This is a genomic window from Streptomyces sp. NPDC058773 (assembly GCF_042746015.1).
In the GTDB taxonomy this organism is placed as follows: Bacteria; Actinomycetota; Actinomycetes; order Streptomycetales; family Streptomycetaceae; genus Streptomyces.
In genome coordinates this window covers 1-15,854 of sequence record NZ_JBHYPE010000027.1, presented here as the reverse complement: position 1 = coordinate 15,854, position 15,854 = coordinate 1, and the positions used below count along the sequence as shown (strand labels likewise).

The following is a 15,854-nucleotide window of genomic DNA, read 5'->3' as shown; positions in this document are numbered from 1 at the left end:
GTGTCACCGGAGTGACGGACAATGCTCAAAGGGCGTCGTGCACGCCTACCGGTAAGTGATTGAATGCCATCGCGGCTGCCAGATCCGCCCCTACCTACGGTGGGGAGGCCCCAGGGGGGCGACCGCTCGATAGCAAGGTGCTGGAGGATCCGTGGACCTGTCCCTGTCGACCCGGACCGTTGGCGACCGTACGGTCGTCGAGGTCGGTGGCGAGATTGATGTATACACCGCGCCCAAGCTGCGGGAGCAGCTGGTCGAGCTTGTGAACGACGGAAGCTACCACCTCGTGGTGGACATGGAACGTGTCGACTTCCTGGACTCCACTGGGCTCGGCGTCCTGGTCGGCGGACTCAAGCGGGTGCGTGCCCATGAGGGCTCGCTGCGCCTGGTCTGCAACCAGGAGCGCATTCTCAAGATCTTCCGTATCACCGGACTGACCAAGGTGTTCCCGATTCACACCTCGGTCGACGAAGCCGTCTCGGCGACTGACTGACGGTTTTGCCGGTCCCCCGCGCCGGCCGGCGCGGGGGAGGAAGAGCAGTGGGGGGTACCGGACACCGGTCCGGCCCCCTGCGTCGCACGCCCGCATAACGAGGGGGATGGCATGGCCACCGTCGAACTTCGCTTCAGCGCCCTTCCCGAGCATGTCCGCACCGCGCGTCTGGTCGCGGCTGCCGTGGCACGGCGCGCGGGGGTGGACGAGGCCGTCCTGGACGAGGTGCGGCTCGCCGTCGGTGAGGCGTGCAGCCGGGCCGTGGGCCTGCACGAGAGCCATGACATCACCTCGCCGGTCCGGGTCCTGCTGATCGAGGGCGAGAAGAAGTTCTCGATCGAGGTGGGCGACGGAGTGACCGGCGACTCCGGTACGGCGCGAGGCGCCGACGAGGCCGAGGGCGTCGCGGAGAGCGACGCCGAGGGCGAGGACGAGATGGGCCTCGCCGTGATCAGCGGGCTGGTCGACGACGTCGAGGTGACCGCCGGCAAGGACGGCGGGCTGATCCGCATGACCTGGCCCACCACGACGGCTGCGGTCCTGCCGTAGGGCACGGCGGGCCGTCGGCGGGGCGTCTCCGGGGCTCCGCTGTCCGCACGCAAATGGCCGTGCCGTAAGCAGGTGACCGCGCCGTCCGTCGGCGCCCTGCCGCCCATGGGCGCCGTGCCGTCCGCACGTGACGCGGCACGAGCCATGACATCCACGGTCCGGCCGCGCACCCACGACGACCGACACTCCAAGAGCGACGACGGGTTCCAAGACCGCCAACGCCCCGAGCGCGATGACGGCGCCCGTGGCCCGCTTGTTCACGACCGCCTGGCCCGTCGGCCATGAGATCCCGCCCCTCGGCCACGAGATCGCCGGAGAGAGCCCCGTACGGCCTTCTGCCGGGCTCTGACCTCCGCGGCGGCTTCCGCCTGCCCGCGAGGCCCGCGATGGCCCCACGCCGCGGTTCCCCCCCCCCGGCCCTCCGTCCGCCCCGCCCGCGCCCAATGGCTGCCCCTGGCGCCCCCGTCCCGGATTCCGCCCCCGCCCCATGCGTTGCGATCCGGACTCGATCTGACGGTCCCTCATCGAGGGGTGGGGAGCGGTCCGGGCGGCCCGGGTCACTCCTTCGGCCGTAGCCGGGTGGATCAATTCTCTTCGGTGTCACGCGCACCCCGATCGGCGCAGGCTCCGATGCGGCGTCCTTGAGCAGCGGCGATCAGTGGGCGGTCCATAGGCGATCAGTACGACAGGGAGATCATCGGGCCGTGGTCAGCGAATTCGGCGCTTTCCTTCGTCCGGGCGAATTCCGTACCGCGTCGGCCTTTTGATCTTCGCCGCTACCGGCGAATTCCCTTTGACGCGTACTGTTTTGATCAACCGCGGCTCCCTACAATCCGTCCACATCTTGCTCAGGACGCCTGAGCGTGCTTCCGCGCGCCCATGTGCCAAACGTCAAGGAGGACGAATGGCGGGGCCTTACACCCCTCAGTTGCTTGACACCCCCACTTTTCTGGCCGGGCCGTCCCTTACGGCGGGCAACCGCGGCATCGTGCTGGTGATCGCCGTGGTCGCCCTGGCGGCGCTGGCTGTCGCGGCGGTGCTGGTCCGCCAAGTGCTCGCGGCCGGTGAGGGAACCGACAGTATGAAGAAGATCGCGGCGGCCGTGCAGGAAGGCGCAAATGCCTACCTGGCACGGCAGTTGCGGACCCTCGGTGTATTCGCCGTCGTGGTGTTCTTCCTGCTCATGCTGCTGCCTGCGGACAATTGGACGCAGCGCGCCGGACGCAGCGCCTTCTTCTTGATCGGTGCCGGATTCTCGGCGGCCACCGGCTATATCGGCATGTGGCTCGCCGTACGCAGCAATGTGCGCGTTGCGGCGGCCGCCCGGGAAGCCACTCCGGACAAGGGTGATACCCGGGAAAAGGATCTTACGGCGGTCTCTCACAAGGCGATGAAGATCGCATTCCGTACCGGTGGCGTCGTCGGAATGTTCACCGTGGGGCTGGGGCTGCTCGGCGCCTCCTGCGTGGTGCTGGTGTACGCCGTCGACGCGCCCAAGGTGCTGGAGGGCTTCGGTCTCGGCGCCGCGCTGATCGCGATGTTCATGAGGGTCGGCGGCGGCATCTTCACCAAGGCCGCGGACGTCGGCGCCGACCTGGTCGGAAAGGTCGAGCAGGGCATCCCCGAGGACGACCCGCGCAACGCCGCGACCATCGCGGACAACGTGGGCGACAACGTCGGTGACTGCGCCGGTATGGCCGCCGACCTCTTCGAGTCGTACGCGGTGACCCTGGTCGCCGCGCTCATCCTGGGTATGGCCGCCTTCGGCGACGCCGGGCTCGCGTTCCCGCTGCTGGTCCCGGCCATCGGCGTGCTCACCGCGATGATCGGCATCTTCGTCGTCGCGCCCCGGCGCAGCGACCGCAGCGGCATGACCGCCATCAACCGCGGCTTCTTCATCTCCGCGGGCATCTCGCTGGTCCTGGTGGCCGCCGCCGTGTTCACCTACCTGCCGTCCAGCTACCAGGGCCTCAAGGGCGTCTCCGACATCGAGATCCTCAGCCACCGCGGCGACCCGCGGATGCTGGCGCTGGTGGCGGTCGCCATCGGCATCGTGCTGGCCGCGCTGATCCAGCAGCTGACCGGCTACTTCACCGAGACCACCCGGCGGCCCGTACGGGACATCGGGAAGACCTCGCTGACCGGCCCGGCCACGGTCGTGCTCTCCGGTATCTCGATCGGCCTGGAGTCGGCCGTCTACTCGGCGGTGCTGATCGGTCTGGCCGTCTACGGGGCGTTCCTGCTGGGCGGCGCCTCGATCATGCTGGCGCTGTTCGCGGTGGCGCTGGCCGGAACCGGCCTGCTGACCACGGTCGGCGTGATCGTGGCGATGGACACCTTCGGTCCGGTCTCCGACAACGCGCAGGGCATCGCCGAGATGTCCGGTGACGTCACCGGTGACGGCGCGCAGGTGCTGACCGACCTGGACGCGGTGGGCAACACCACCAAGGCCATCACCAAGGGCATCGCCATCGCGACCGCCGTATTGGCCGCGGCCGCGCTCTTCGGCTCGTACCGGGACGCGATCGCCACCGCCGTGCGGGGCGTCGGCAGCGCCGCCACCGGGATGGGGCTCAGCCTGGACATCTCGCAGCCCAACAACCTGGTCGGGCTGGTCCTCGGCGCCTCGGTCGTCTTCCTGTTCTCCGGGCTGGCGATCAACGCGGTGTCGCGGTCGGCCGGATCGGTGGTCTTCGAGGTGCGCCGGCAGTTCCGGGAGCGTCCCGGGATCATGGACTACACCGAGACGCCCGAGTACGGGCGGGTCGTGGACATCTGCACCAAGGACGCGCTGCGTGAGCTGGCCACCCCCGGGCTGCTGGCCGTGCTCACCCCGATCGCGGTCGGCTTCTCCCTGGGCGTCGGCGCGCTCGGCTCGTTCCTGGCGGGTGCGATCGGCACCGGCACGCTGATGGCCGTCTTCCTCGCCAACTCCGGTGGTGCGTGGGACAACGCCAAGAAGCTGGTCGAGGACGGGCATCACGGCGGTAAGGGCAGCGAGGCGCATGCCGCGACGGTCATCGGCGACACCGTCGGTGATCCGTTCAAGGACACCGCGGGCCCGGCGATCAACCCGCTGCTGAAGGTCATGAACCTGGTGGCGCTGCTGATCGCGCCCGCTGTGGTCAAGTTCTCATACGGCCAGGACAAGAGCGTGGGCGTCCAGCTCGTGGTCGCGTTGCTGGCGATCGCCGTCATCGTCGGTGCGGTCTACGTCTCCAAGCGGCGCGGAATCGCCGTGGGTGACGAAGACAACTCCGAAGATCAGGAAGGCATCGCCAAATCGGCGAAAACGGCGGTGGCGTCCTAGCCGGAAAGGACCACCGGAAGGGCTCGCGGACCGCTCAACTGGGCGGGTGGACGGCGTTTTTTGCGGACGCCGGCCACCCGCCTTCCGTGTGCCCGGGTGGCCCTGCGGTCCTTGGTGCAAATGGCTGCAATGAGGGCAGGGCGGGATGCCCGACCACTGGCCCAGGCCCTTTGGGCGTGTATGTTCCGGGGCCGAGAGCCATGGAAGGGACCAATCCGGTGAACAAGAAGCTTGTGGCTGCACTGTCCGGCGGTGCCGCACTGGTGCTCGCGCTGACCGGCTGCAGCGACGACAGCAACAAGAAGCTCAATGACTGGGCGAAGAGTTTCTGCGACCCTGCGCAGGCTCAGTTCAAGAAGATCCAGGACGCCAACGGCGCCATGCAGACGGCCGACAACGGCAGCACGGACTCCAAGAAGGTCCAGCAGACCGACTCCGCGGCCTTCCAGAAGATTTCCAGTGCCTACGCCTCGCTGGCCAAGTCCCTGGAGAAGGCCGGGCCGCCGCCGACCGACCAGGGCAAGCAGGCCCAGCAGAACGCCGTCAAGGAACTCAACTCGCTGTCCAAGGGCTACGCGGACCTCCAGAAGCAGGTCGACAGCCTGGACACCTCGGACAAGCTCAAGTTCGCGGACGGTCTGCGCGACCTCTCCAACGGCATCAACAAGCTCAACAAGCAGAGCGAGGCCGCCTTCAAGAACCTGGAGGCCGGTGAGGTCGGCACGGCGATGGCCGCCCAGAAGGGCTGTCAGAACCCCGCCGCGTCCGGTTCCCCGGCACCCACGCAGTCCAAGAAGTCGTAGCGCCGCACGAGCCGGCCGCGCGGGTCGGCCACGCCGGGCAGCCGCGGCATCCGCGCCCCGGCAACGGCTCCGACGGCCCGGCGACGCGCCCGGGAAGGGCGTGCCGCCGGGCCGTCGCGGTTTGTCAGTGGCAGGGCCGACAATGGGGGACGTGAGTACGCACCTCCCCACCGCAGATGACCAGGACCCCGAGAGCCACGCCCGCACGGCCCGGCTGCGCGAGGCGCTGCTGGCCGCCGACTTCACCGCCGACGGACTGCTGGACCTGCTCGGCGGGCCGGCCTATGCCGCGCTCGCGCGCAGCGAGACCGTTCCCGCCCTGCGGGCGACCCGCGGCGACAGCCCGCTGGAGACCCTGGTGCGGCTGTTCCTGCTCCAGCGCCCGGTGGATCAGCGGCGCGCGCAGGCCGCGCTGCCGGTCGCGGACTGCCTCGCCGACGGCTGGCTGGTGCAGGACGGCGACGAGGTGCGCGCCAGTGTGGACGTACGCCCGTACGGCGGCCCAGAGGGGCAGGACTGGTGGATCGTCTCCGACCTGGGCTGCGCGGTCGGCGGGGCCGGCGGCATCCGGGGCGCCGGGGAGGCGGACCGCGCGGAGCTGGTGCTCGGCGTCGGCGGTGCGTCCACGACCCTGGCCGGGATCACGGTGCGCCGCCCGGTCGGCAAGGCGCTCGACCTCGGTACCGGCTCCGGCATCCAGGCGCTGCACGCCGCGCAGCACGCCACCCGGGTCACGGCCACCGACCTCAACCCCCGGGCGCTGCGGATCACCGCGCTGACGCTGGCGCTCTCCGGTGCGGCGCCGGCGGACCTGCGGGAGGGCTCGCTGTTCGGGCCGGTGGGCGACGAGACGTACGACCTGATCGTGTCCAACCCGCCGTTCGTGATCTCCCCGGGCGCCCGGCTCACCTACCGGGACGGCGGGATGGGCGGCGACGACCTGTGCCGCACGCTCGTCCAGCAGTCGGCGGCGCATCTCAACGACGGCGGTTACTGCCAGCTGCTGGCCAATTGGCAGCATGTGGCGGGCGAGGAGTGGCAGGACCGGCTGCGGTCCTGGGTACCGCGGGGCTGTGACGCCTGGATCGTGCAGCGCGAGGTGCAGGACATCACCCAGTACGCCGAGCTGTGGCTGCGCGACGCGGGCGACCACCGGGCGGGCGACGAGGCCTACGCGGCGCGGTACGACGCCTGGCTCGACGAGTTCGAGGCGCGCAAGACCAAGGCCATCGGCTTCGGCTGGATCACGCTGCGCAAGTCCGGTGCGGAGGCCTCCTCCGTCACCGTCGAGGAATGGCCGCACCCGGTCGAACAGCCGCTGGGGGACGCGGTCGTACGGCACTTCGACCGCCAGGACTACCTGCGGGCCACCGACGACGCGGCGCTGCTGGCCGGCCACTTCCGGCTCGCCGACGAGGTGGTCCAGGAGCAGGTCGGGCTGCCCGGGGCGGAGGACCCGGAACATGTGGTGCTGCGTCAGAACCGCGGCATGCGGCGGGCCACGAAGGTGGACACGGTCGGTGCGGGCTTCGCCGGGGTGTGTGACGGCTCCCTGCCCGCCGGGCGGATTCTGGACGCCATCGCCCAACTCGTCGGCGAGGACCCGGTACTGCTGCGGGACCGCACCCCGGCGTCGATCCGGATGCTGGTCGAGCAGGGGTTCCTGGAGCCGGTGCCCGCGGGCGGCTGACGGCGGTGGGGCCGCGCGGGCGACATACCGGCCCCGTTCATCCGGCGTTCGCCGGGATGCCGCCCCGGGGTGCCACGCTGCCCGCATGGAGAGAGGACCCGAGGCATTCGCCGGTATGGCGTTCGCGCTGTTCGGCGCCGGACTTCTGGTGTGGACGGGCGTCTGCGCGCGGACCGGCGGGCCGGTCGCCGACGGTGTCAGCCGTCCGGTCGCCACCGCCACGGCGCTGCTGTCCGGGGTGGTCTTCCTGGCGACGGGCTGCTGGCTGCTGGTGGCGCTGTAGCCGCGGGCTTCGCCACTTCGTTCCGCCGCACGCCCGTCCGGCACCCTTGTAAGAGGCACCGTCCTCAACTGCGCTCATGGGGCGCCCCGTTCACTTCCGGCCAGTTCTGTCAGATATGGCCGGTGTGTGCCGGTACGAGGGAACTATCCGCCGGCTCCGGGCATGTTCCTCAGTGAAGGTCACCGACAGGCCGGCCGCCCGACGAGCCGGCCCCCTCAGTGAGGAACACCTATGAACCGTGCACTTCGCTTCGCCTCCGTCGGCGTCATCGCCGTCTCCCTGCTGGCCGGTGGCTCGGCCGCGGCCTTCGCCGCACCGCAGGACCTCCACTCGCCCACGCCGGTCGTGGCCACCGCACCGGCCGCCGCCTCCCTGACGGCCAAGGCCAGTGTGACGACGGTCAAGGCCTGGCAGGAGTTCCGGATCACCGGCATCGCCAAGGGCATCAAGGCCGGCACCAAGCTGACCGTCCAGCAGAAGCAGGGCGCCAAGTGGGTCTCGCTGCCCGCGCAGACGCCGGTCAACTCCAGCGGCGCGTACTCGGTGCGGGTCAAGCTCGGCATCAAGGGCGTCAACCAGCTCCGGATGGCCACCGGCAGCACCGTCTCGCCGGTCGTCACGGTCACCGTCCGCTGACGCGCTGACAGCACGGAAGGCGACGGTCCGGACCGCGGCCGGACCGTCAGCCGTCCGCCGGACCGTCAGCCGTCCCTCTAGCCGACGAGATTGCGGGCGAGCATCCACACCATGCCGATGCCGAGCATCACGGCATTGCCGCGGCCCGACAGCCGCGGCCGGTACACCCGCCCGCGGAGACCGGCGACCAGCCATCGCCCGACGGCGTACGCCACGGCCGGCCCGCCCAGGACGAGCAGCACCGCGTTGTCGTGGAACGCCGTCACGAGCTCCCCGTGCATCAGGTCGTACGCCATCCGCGTCCCGCCGCACAGCGGGCACAGCAGCCCGGTGGCCCATTTGAAGGGGCAGGGGAGCAGGATCTGCCCCGGCTGGTGCGGATTGGTGTGCCAGAGGTAGACGGCCGCCGCCGTGCCGACGCCGAGCGCGACCGACGCCTGGCGGAGGGTCCGCGCCCGGACCGACGCCCCCGTGGGGCCCGCGGGCTCGGCGGGCCCCCAGGACTGCCCGCTGCTCACACGCTCAGCGACCGGGCGTAGTTGACCTGGTTCAGTACGAACATCACCTGCTGCGGGGACTGCACCGGGATCATTGTCGCGTGGTGCCGCCCGCCGCTGACCACCGTGACCTGCACGAACCCGGTCGTCACCTTCTCCTTCATCAGCAGGAAGAGCAGACCGAGCAGGCAGAAGAGGAAGAAGACGATGGCGAGCACGACCGCGTGCGCCGGGATCTTCTCCTCCGTCCGCGACATGTCGGTCGCCGTCCACACCGCACCCTTGAGCGGCATCGGCCCGGCCGGCGTCATGATTGTGTCGCCGGTGACCGCGATATCGCCGAGCGACAGCGCCATCCCGCCGGGCTGCGCCCCGGGCTGGAAGCCGCCGGGCACCGGCTGCTGCGGCGCGGCCGGCGCGAAACCGGGCGGCGGCGCCGGCTGCGTGGCCTCCTGCGGATAGCCGTATCCGGGCTGCGGCTGCGGGGCGGGCTGCGGGTACCCGTATCCGGGCTCCCCGGGACGGCCGCCCTGCGGATAGCCGTAGCCGGCCGCCGCGGGACCGCCGTCCTCCGGCGTGGCGTAGGGGTTCTGACCGGGCTGGCCGGGCGGCTGCTCCGGAGGCGGTCCGGGGTGCTGGTGGGCCATGGGTGCTGTTCCCCCCGAGAGTGCGTGACGACGGCGAGGCCCGGCTCGAACGGCGAGCCGTGCCGTGTCCATCCTGCCAGCCCGCTCACGTGCGGTATCAAGGCAATGACGGCATCCGGCGCCGCCTTGTGACAGATGTCTGCCGGCGGATCGCGCGGTGTGCGGCCCCGGGTGAGCGAGGAGGCGTCGGTGATCCGTCACTGTGTGGAATCACCGGAGGTGCCGGGGCCGCGGCGCGCGGGGAACGGCCGGCGTGGACACCGGGGAGCGGTACGGCCCCGTCATGATCCACAGGACCGTCCCCGCGGCCCGCGACGGCGCCCGATGCGGTCCGGGCGGCATGAAGGCATGTAGTCGGGTTACCGTTCGAGTGGCGTTGCGGGGTTTTTCCGTTTGACACGGGGCCGGGAGGTACCGTCACACTCCGCAGCGTCAAGCGTCACCGCAGTGCGTCCCGGCGTCCGGCCGGGGAGCGTTTCCAGCGTCGACCGGAGAGAAGAGCGAAGTTGTCCCCGACCAGCGAGACCACAGACGGCGGCGGCCGCCGACTCGTCATCGTCGAGTCGCCTGCCAAGGCGAAGACGATCAAGGGCTACCTCGGCCCTGGCTACGTGGTCGAGGCCAGCGTCGGACACATCCGCGATCTGCCGAACGGCGCCGCAGAGGTCCCGGCGAAGTACAAGGGCGAGCCGTGGGCCCGCCTCGGCGTGAACGTCGACGCCGAGTTCCAGCCGATCTATGTCGTCAACAGTGACAAGAAGGACCAGGTCAAGAAGCTCAAGGAGCTGCTGGCCGAGTCCGATGAGCTCTATCTGGCCACAGATGAGGACCGGGAGGGCGAGGCCATCGCCTGGCACCTCCAGGAGATCCTCAAGCCCAAGGTCCCCGTCCACCGGATGGTCTTCCACGAGATCACCAAGGACGCGATCCGCGAGGCCGTCGCCAATCCGCGCGATCTGAACCAGAAGCTGGTCGACGCCCAGGAGACCCGCCGCATCCTCGACCGCCTCTACGGCTACGAGGTCTCGCCGGTCCTGTGGAAGAAGGTCATGCCGCGGCTGTCGGCCGGCCGGGTGCAGTCCGTGGCGACCCGCCTCGTCGTCGAGCGGGAGCGCGAGCGCATCGCCTTCCGCTCCGCCGAGTACTGGGACCTGACCGGCACCTTCTCCACCGGACGGGCCGGGGACGTGAGCGACCCGTCGACGCTGACCGCCCGTCTGACCACCGTCGACGGCCGCCGTATCGCGCAGGGCCGGGACTTCGGCTCCAACGGGCAGCTGAAGAACGAGGTCCTGCATCTGGACGAGGCGAACGCCCGCGCGCTCGCCGCCGCCCTGGAGCACACCGACTTCGCGGTGCGCTCGGTCGAGTCCAAGCCCTACCGGCGCTCGCCGTACGCCCCGTTCCGTACGACCACCCTCCAGCAGGAGGCCAGCCGCAAGCTCGGCTTCGGCGCCAAGGCGACCATGCAGGTGGCGCAGAAGCTGTACGAGAACGGCTACATCACCTATATGCGTACGGACTCCACCACGCTCTCGGACACCGCGGTCGCCGCGGCACGGGCGCAGGTGACCCATCTGTACGGTGCGAACTATCTGCCGGACAAGCCGCGCACCTACGCCGGCAAGGTCAAGAACGCCCAGGAGGCGCACGAGGCGATCCGCCCCTCCGGCGACCGCTTCCGCACCCCGGCCGAGACCGGCCTGACCGGCGACCAGTTCCGGCTCTACGAGCTGATCTGGAAGCGGACCGTCGCCTCCCAGATGAAGGACGCGACCGGTAACTCCGTCACGGTCAAGATCGGCGGCCGGTCCGCCGACGGCCGGGACGCCGAGTTCAGCGCCTCCGGCAAGACCATCACCTTCCACGGCTTCCTGAAGGCCTATGTGGAGGGCGCCGACGACCCGAACGCCGAGCTGGACGACCGCGAGCGCCGGCTGCCGCAGGTCGCCGACGGCGACGCGCTGGCCGCGCAGGAGATCACCGCCGACGGGCACGCCACCAAGCCGCCCGCCCGCTACACCGAGGCCACGCTGGTCAAGGAGCTGGAAGAGCGCGAGATCGGCCGTCCGTCGACCTATGCGTCGATCATCGGCACGATCCTCGACCGCGGCTACGTCTTCAAGAAGGGCACCGCGCTGGTCCCCTCCTTCCTGTCGTTCGCGGTGGTCAACCTCCTGGAGAAGCACTTCGGCCGGCTGGTCGACTACGGCTTCACCGCCAAGATGGAGGACGACCTCGACCGCATCGCCCGTGGTGAGGCGCAGTCCGTGCCGTGGCTGCGGCGCTTCTACTTCGGCGAGGGCCACGGCGAGGGCGGTGCCGCGGACGCCGGCAACGGCGACGGCGATCACCTCGGCGGGCTCAAGGAACTGGTCGAGGACCTGGGCGCGATCGACGCCCGGGAGATCTCGTCCTTCCCGGTCAGCGACGATATCAAGCTGCGGGTCGGCCGCTACGGCCCGTATGTGGAGCGCGGGGAGAAGGACGCCGAGGGCCACCAGCGCGCCGACGTCCCCGACGACCTGGCGCCCGACGAGCTGACCGTGGAGTACGCGGAGGAGCTGCTCGCCAAGCCGAGCGGCGACTTCGAGCTGGGCACGGACCCGGTGAGCGGCCACCAGATCGTCGCCAAGGACGGCCGCTACGGCCCGTACGTCACCGAGATCCTGCCCGAGGGCACCCCGAAGACCGGCAAGAACGCGGTCAAGCCGCGCACCGCGTCGCTCTTCAAGACGATGTCCCTGGACACGGTGACGCTGGCGGACGCGCTCAAGCTGATGTCGCTGCCGCGCGTCGTCGGCAAGGACCCCGAGGGCGTGGAGATCACCGCGCAGAACGGCCGCTACGGCCCGTATCTGAAGAAGGGCACCGACTCGCGCTCCCTGGAGACCGAGGAGCAGCTCTTCACGATCACCGTCGACGAGGCGCTGGCGATCTACGCCCAGCCCAAGCAGCGCGGGCGGGCCGCCGCCAAGCCGCCGCTGAAGGAGCTGGGGACGGACCCGGTCAGCGGTAAGCCGGTGGTGGTGAAGGACGGCCGCTTCGGTGCGTATGTCACCGACGGCGAGACCAACGCGACGCTGCGGCGGGACGACGACGTCGAGACCATCACCGCCGAGCGGGGCTACGAACTGCTCGCCGAGAAGCGCGCCAAGGGTCCGGCGAAGAAGACCGCGAAGAAGGCCGCCAAGAAGGCGCCGGCCAAGAAGACGGCCGCGAAGAAGACCGCGGCCAAGAAGACCGCGGCGAAGAAGACGACCACGGCGAAGAAGACGACCACGGCGAAGAAGGCCACCGCCAAGAAGACCACCGCGAAGAAGGCGGTGGCGAAGAAGACGGCGGCGCCGGCCGAGGACTGAGGCCGGACCGGCCGGTTCCGCTCGGCGGAACCGCAGGTCAAGGGCGGGCCCGACGGATTCGTTCCGTCGGGCCCGGCCCTTTGTTCGGGCAGGCGCTCGACGCGACGCACCGTATCGATAGGCTGGCGAGATGACGCGTGCCGAGCAGCCAACGGTCGTGACCCCCACTTCAGGCGCCCTAGCGGCGGATTCCCGCGAGCGCGCCGTGCGAGCCCTGCTCCGCTTCCCCCCACTGAAGCGACTGTGGAGCGCCCAATGTGTCGGGGGCATCGGCGATGCCCTGTCCATGCTTGTCCTCGTACTCCTCGCCCTTCAGGCGGCGTTGTACGTCCCCCTCGGCGGCGAGCCCGTCTTCGGCGGTGGGTATCGGGGAGCCGCCCTCGCGGTCACCCTGGTCTTCGCGGCCAGGATGCTGGCGATGCTGCTCTTCGGGGCGGTCCTGCTGGGCCCGCTGTCCGCGCTCACTGCGCCCGGCGGCCCGCTGGACCGGCGCTGGACGATGATCGGCGCGGATCTGCTGCGGCTCGCGCTGCTGGTCATCGCCCCCCTCTGGATCGACTGGACGCCGGGCAACGCACTGGCCTGGCTGCTGGTCACGGTCTTCGTCACCGGCGTCGCCGAACGCTTCTGGACCGTCGCACGGGAGAGTGCCGCACCCGGCCTGCTGCCCACCGCGCCCCCCGAGGGCGCCGCGGTCCGCCCGCTGCCCGACAACATGGACGCGCTGCGGCGCCTCTCGCTGCGCACCACTTTCCTCTCGCTGCCGGTCGCGGCCGCCGGCCTGGTGGTCGTCACCCTCATCAGCAAGCTCCTGGGCACCGGCATCGACTGGTTCCACCTGCACCAGGCCGCGCTCGGCTCGTATGTGGCCGCCGGTCTGTTCGCCGCCTCCGTGTCGATCCTCTACTTCATCGAGCTCCCCGGTGTGCCGACGCCGCGGCCGCGCTCCCCTCTGGAGGGGCTGCGCCGTCCGAAGGCCGCCGCGGCGCCGTCCGGTCAGGCCGCCCAGGGGCAGAAGGCGGCGAGCGGCACCGCCCGCCCGGCCGCCGACAAGGGCCGTACGGGCGCGATCCCGCTGCTGGTGGCGTCCTGCGCCGCGGTGGCCGCAGCCCTCGCAGCGGCCGTCGCGCTCGCCGCGCTGCACGGCTACGACCTGGCCGGCGGCCCGGCCACCTTCGCGCTGCTGGTGCTCGCGCTGACCGGCGGTGCGGCCGTCGGCGTCCGGGGCGCCCACCGGGTGCTGCCCACGCTCTCCCGGCGCCGGCTGCTCGCCCTCGCGGTGGCCACCACCGGACTCGCGCTGCTGGCCATGGGCCTGGTCCCGGACCCGACGACGGTGCTGGTGCTGGCGCTGCTGGCCGGTATCGCCGCCGGTGTCGCGGCCCATACGGGACACGTCCTGCTGGACCAGGAGTCCGAGGAATCCCGTACCGCCCGGACGACCGAGCATCTGCACGCCGTCGTCCGGCTCTCCGTCGCGCTGGCCGCCATCGTCGCGCCGCTGCTCGCGGCCGTCATCGGCCCGCACCACCTCGGCGGCGGCGCCTTCGCCTTCGCGTACGGCGGTGCCGCCTACACCCTGATGCTGACCGGGGCGCTGCTGCTGCCGGTCGCCGCGCTGGTGCTCGGCAAGGTCGACGACCGGCAGGGCGTACCGCTGCGGCAGGATCTGCGGGAGGCGCTGCGCGGTGGCGACCCGGCGCAGGCGCCCGCCCCCACCGGCTTCTTCATCGCCCTGGAGGGCGGCGACGGCGCCGGCAAGTCCACCCAGGTCGAGGCGCTCGCGGAGTGGATCCGCGGCAAGGGCCACGAGGTCGTGGTGACCCGCGAGCCGGGCGCCACCGCCATCGGCAAGCGGCTGCGCTCGATCATCCTCGACGTCTCGACGTCCGGGCTGTCGGACCGTGCCGAGGCGCTGATGTTCGCCGCCGACCGGGCCGAGCACGTCAACAGCGTCATCCGGCCGGCCCTGGAGCGCGGCGCGGTCGTCATCACCGACCGCTACATCGACTCCTCGGTCGCCTACCAGGGCGCCGGACGCAACCTCGCCCCCACGGAGATCGCCCGGATCTCCCGCTGGGCCACCGACGGCCTCGTCCCCCATCTGACGGTGCTGCTCGACGTCTCCCCGGAGACCGCACGGGAACGCTTCACCGAGGCACCCGACCGGCTGGAGTCCGAGCCCGCCGCCTTCCACCAGCGGGTACGGGCCGGCTTCCTCACACTGGCCGCCGCCGACCCCGCGCGCTATCTGGTCGTCGACGCCGGCCAGGAGCCGGAAGCCGTCACCACCGTCGTCCGGCACCGCCTCGACCAGGTGCTCCCGCTCTCCGAGGCCGAGATCCAGGCGCAGGCCGACGCCCGTAAGGCCGCCGAGGAGGAGGCCCGCCGCAAGGCCGAGGAGGAGGCCGCGCGCAAGGCGGAGGAGGAGCGCCTGGAGCGGGAGCGCCAGGAGCAGCTCGCCCGGCTGCGCGCCGAGGAGGAGGAGCGCAAGCGCCGCGAGGCCGAGGAGGCCAGGGCGCGCGAGGAGGCCCGCCAGGCCGAGGAGGCCCGGAAGCGCGCCGACGAGGCCCGGCAGGCCGCCGAGGCGGAGCGGGCCCGCCGCGAGGCCGAGGAGCGCGCCCGCCAGGCCGAGCAGGAGCGGCTGCGCAAGCAGCACGAGGAGGAGGCGCGGCTCCGCAAGGAGGCCGAGGAGCGCCGCCTGGAGAAGCAGCGCAAGGCCGAGGCGGCACTGCTGCGCGCCGAGGAGGCGCGGAAGGCGGCGGCCGAGGCGGCTGCCGCGGCGGAGGCCAAGGCCGCGGCCGAGGCGGCGGAAGCGGCCGACGCGCCCACGGCGGAGACCTACGTCGCGGACCTGCGGAAGCGGTTCGGAGAGAGCACGTCCGACGATTCCTCGTCGCCGTCCTCCTCGTCCGGTTCCGGCTCGGACGGTGAGCGGACCGAGGAGTCGCTGCCGCGGCCCGGGACCCCGGGCGACGCCGGCTCCCGTGCGGCGGACGAGACCGCGGTGCTGCCCCCGGTGCGGGACACCCAGGACCCCTGGCGGGGCCTGGACACCGGCGCGGACCCGGAGGAGACCGCCGTGCTGCCGCCCGTACGCAGCGACGAGGTGCACGGCGCCGACGGGCGGAGCGGTGACCCCGCCGACCGGGTGCCGCCGTGGATGTTCCGCAAGGAGACGCCGGAGGCGGCGGCCGGCCGGAACGGCACCGCGTCCACCCCCGCCGAGTCGCGCACCGAGCGCACCCGCGAACTCCCGCAGATCGACCCGGCGACGGGCCGCCCCGTCGAGACCCCGCAGTCCGGCCGCCCCCGCCCCGAATGGGCGGAGGAGACCCCGCTGGACGACCTGCCCACGCTCGCCGACGAGCTGCTGGGCTCGCGCGACGACGAGGACGCGGATCACGGCCGGGGCGGGAACGGCCGTCGCGGCGGCCGGGGGCGGCGCGGCTAGCGGGCCGGCTCCCCTCGTACGAACACGGCCGTGGGGGGGGGGGGGGGGGGGGGGGCCCCCCCCGGGTGGTGGGTGGGGGGGGGCGGCGGGGGGCGCCCGGCCCCGCCGGGGGGGGGGGTGGTTATGTTGT

The 15,854-nt window shown here is 71.7% G+C and carries 11 protein-coding genes; 9 read left to right on the top strand and 2 right to left on the bottom strand.

Annotation, left to right across the window (positions count from 1 at the left end):
* The first annotated feature begins 151 nt into the window (after window positions 1-151).
* From bldG to ACFW5B_RS22565, 7 genes are all read left to right on the top strand, one after another.
* The gene (gene bldG / locus ACFW5B_RS22595; protein ID WP_046926810.1) at window positions 152-493 is read left to right on the top strand and encodes an anti-sigma factor antagonist BldG; all 342 of its coding nucleotides are present in this window, start codon (window positions 152-154) and stop codon (window positions 491-493) included.
* Window positions 494-604: 111 nt separating this feature from the next.
* Entirely contained in the window at window positions 605-1,042 is a 438-nt protein-coding gene (locus ACFW5B_RS22590; protein WP_386442380.1) for an ATP-binding protein, read from the top strand.
* A gap of 904 nt (window positions 1,043-1,946) precedes the next feature.
* Window positions 1,947-4,352 (top strand): sodium-translocating pyrophosphatase, encoded by a 2,406-nt coding sequence (locus ACFW5B_RS22585; protein ID WP_386442377.1) that lies wholly within the window; start codon window positions 1,947-1,949, stop codon window positions 4,350-4,352.
* Between the two features lie 218 nt (window positions 4,353-4,570).
* Window positions 4,571-5,155, top strand: coding sequence for a small secreted protein (locus ACFW5B_RS22580; protein ID WP_386442374.1), 585 nt, complete (start codon window positions 4,571-4,573; stop codon window positions 5,153-5,155).
* Window positions 5,156-5,297: 142 nt separating this feature from the next.
* Window positions 5,298-6,845, top strand: a complete 1,548-nt coding sequence (locus ACFW5B_RS22575; protein WP_386442372.1) for a methyltransferase — start codon at window positions 5,298-5,300, stop codon at window positions 6,843-6,845.
* 85 nt (window positions 6,846-6,930) lie between these two features.
* A complete protein-coding gene (locus ACFW5B_RS22570; RefSeq protein WP_386442369.1) occupies window positions 6,931-7,128 on the top strand; it encodes a hypothetical protein in 198 nt (65 codons plus the stop codon).
* Between the two features lie 231 nt (window positions 7,129-7,359).
* A complete protein-coding gene (locus tag ACFW5B_RS22565; protein ID WP_386442366.1) occupies window positions 7,360-7,764 on the top strand; it encodes a hypothetical protein in 405 nt (134 codons plus the stop codon).
* 77 nt (window positions 7,765-7,841) lie between these two features.
* On the opposite strand, the gene ACFW5B_RS22560 is transcribed toward ACFW5B_RS22565, so the two are convergent.
* Together ACFW5B_RS22560 and ACFW5B_RS22555 are read right to left on the bottom strand one after the other, a co-directional pair.
* Window positions 7,842-8,282, bottom strand: coding sequence for a DUF2752 domain-containing protein (locus ACFW5B_RS22560; RefSeq protein ID WP_386442363.1), 441 nt, complete (start codon window positions 8,280-8,282; stop codon window positions 7,842-7,844).
* A complete protein-coding gene (locus ACFW5B_RS22555; protein WP_386442360.1) occupies window positions 8,279-8,908 on the bottom strand; it encodes a hypothetical protein in 630 nt (209 codons plus the stop codon). Before ACFW5B_RS22555 ends, ACFW5B_RS22560 begins: the two co-directional genes overlap by 4 nt.
* A gap of 506 nt (window positions 8,909-9,414) precedes the next feature.
* Here ACFW5B_RS22555 and topA point away from each other — a divergent pair.
* Together topA and tmk are read left to right on the top strand one after the other, a co-directional pair.
* The gene (topA, locus tag ACFW5B_RS22550; protein WP_386442357.1) at window positions 9,415-12,270 is read left to right on the top strand and encodes a type I DNA topoisomerase; all 2,856 of its coding nucleotides are present in this window, start codon (window positions 9,415-9,417) and stop codon (window positions 12,268-12,270) included.
* A gap of 130 nt (window positions 12,271-12,400) precedes the next feature.
* Window positions 12,401-15,724 (top strand): dTMP kinase, encoded by a 3,324-nt coding sequence (gene tmk / locus ACFW5B_RS22545; protein WP_386442354.1) that lies wholly within the window; start codon window positions 12,401-12,403, stop codon window positions 15,722-15,724.
* Window positions 15,725-15,854: the final 130 nt, after the last annotated feature.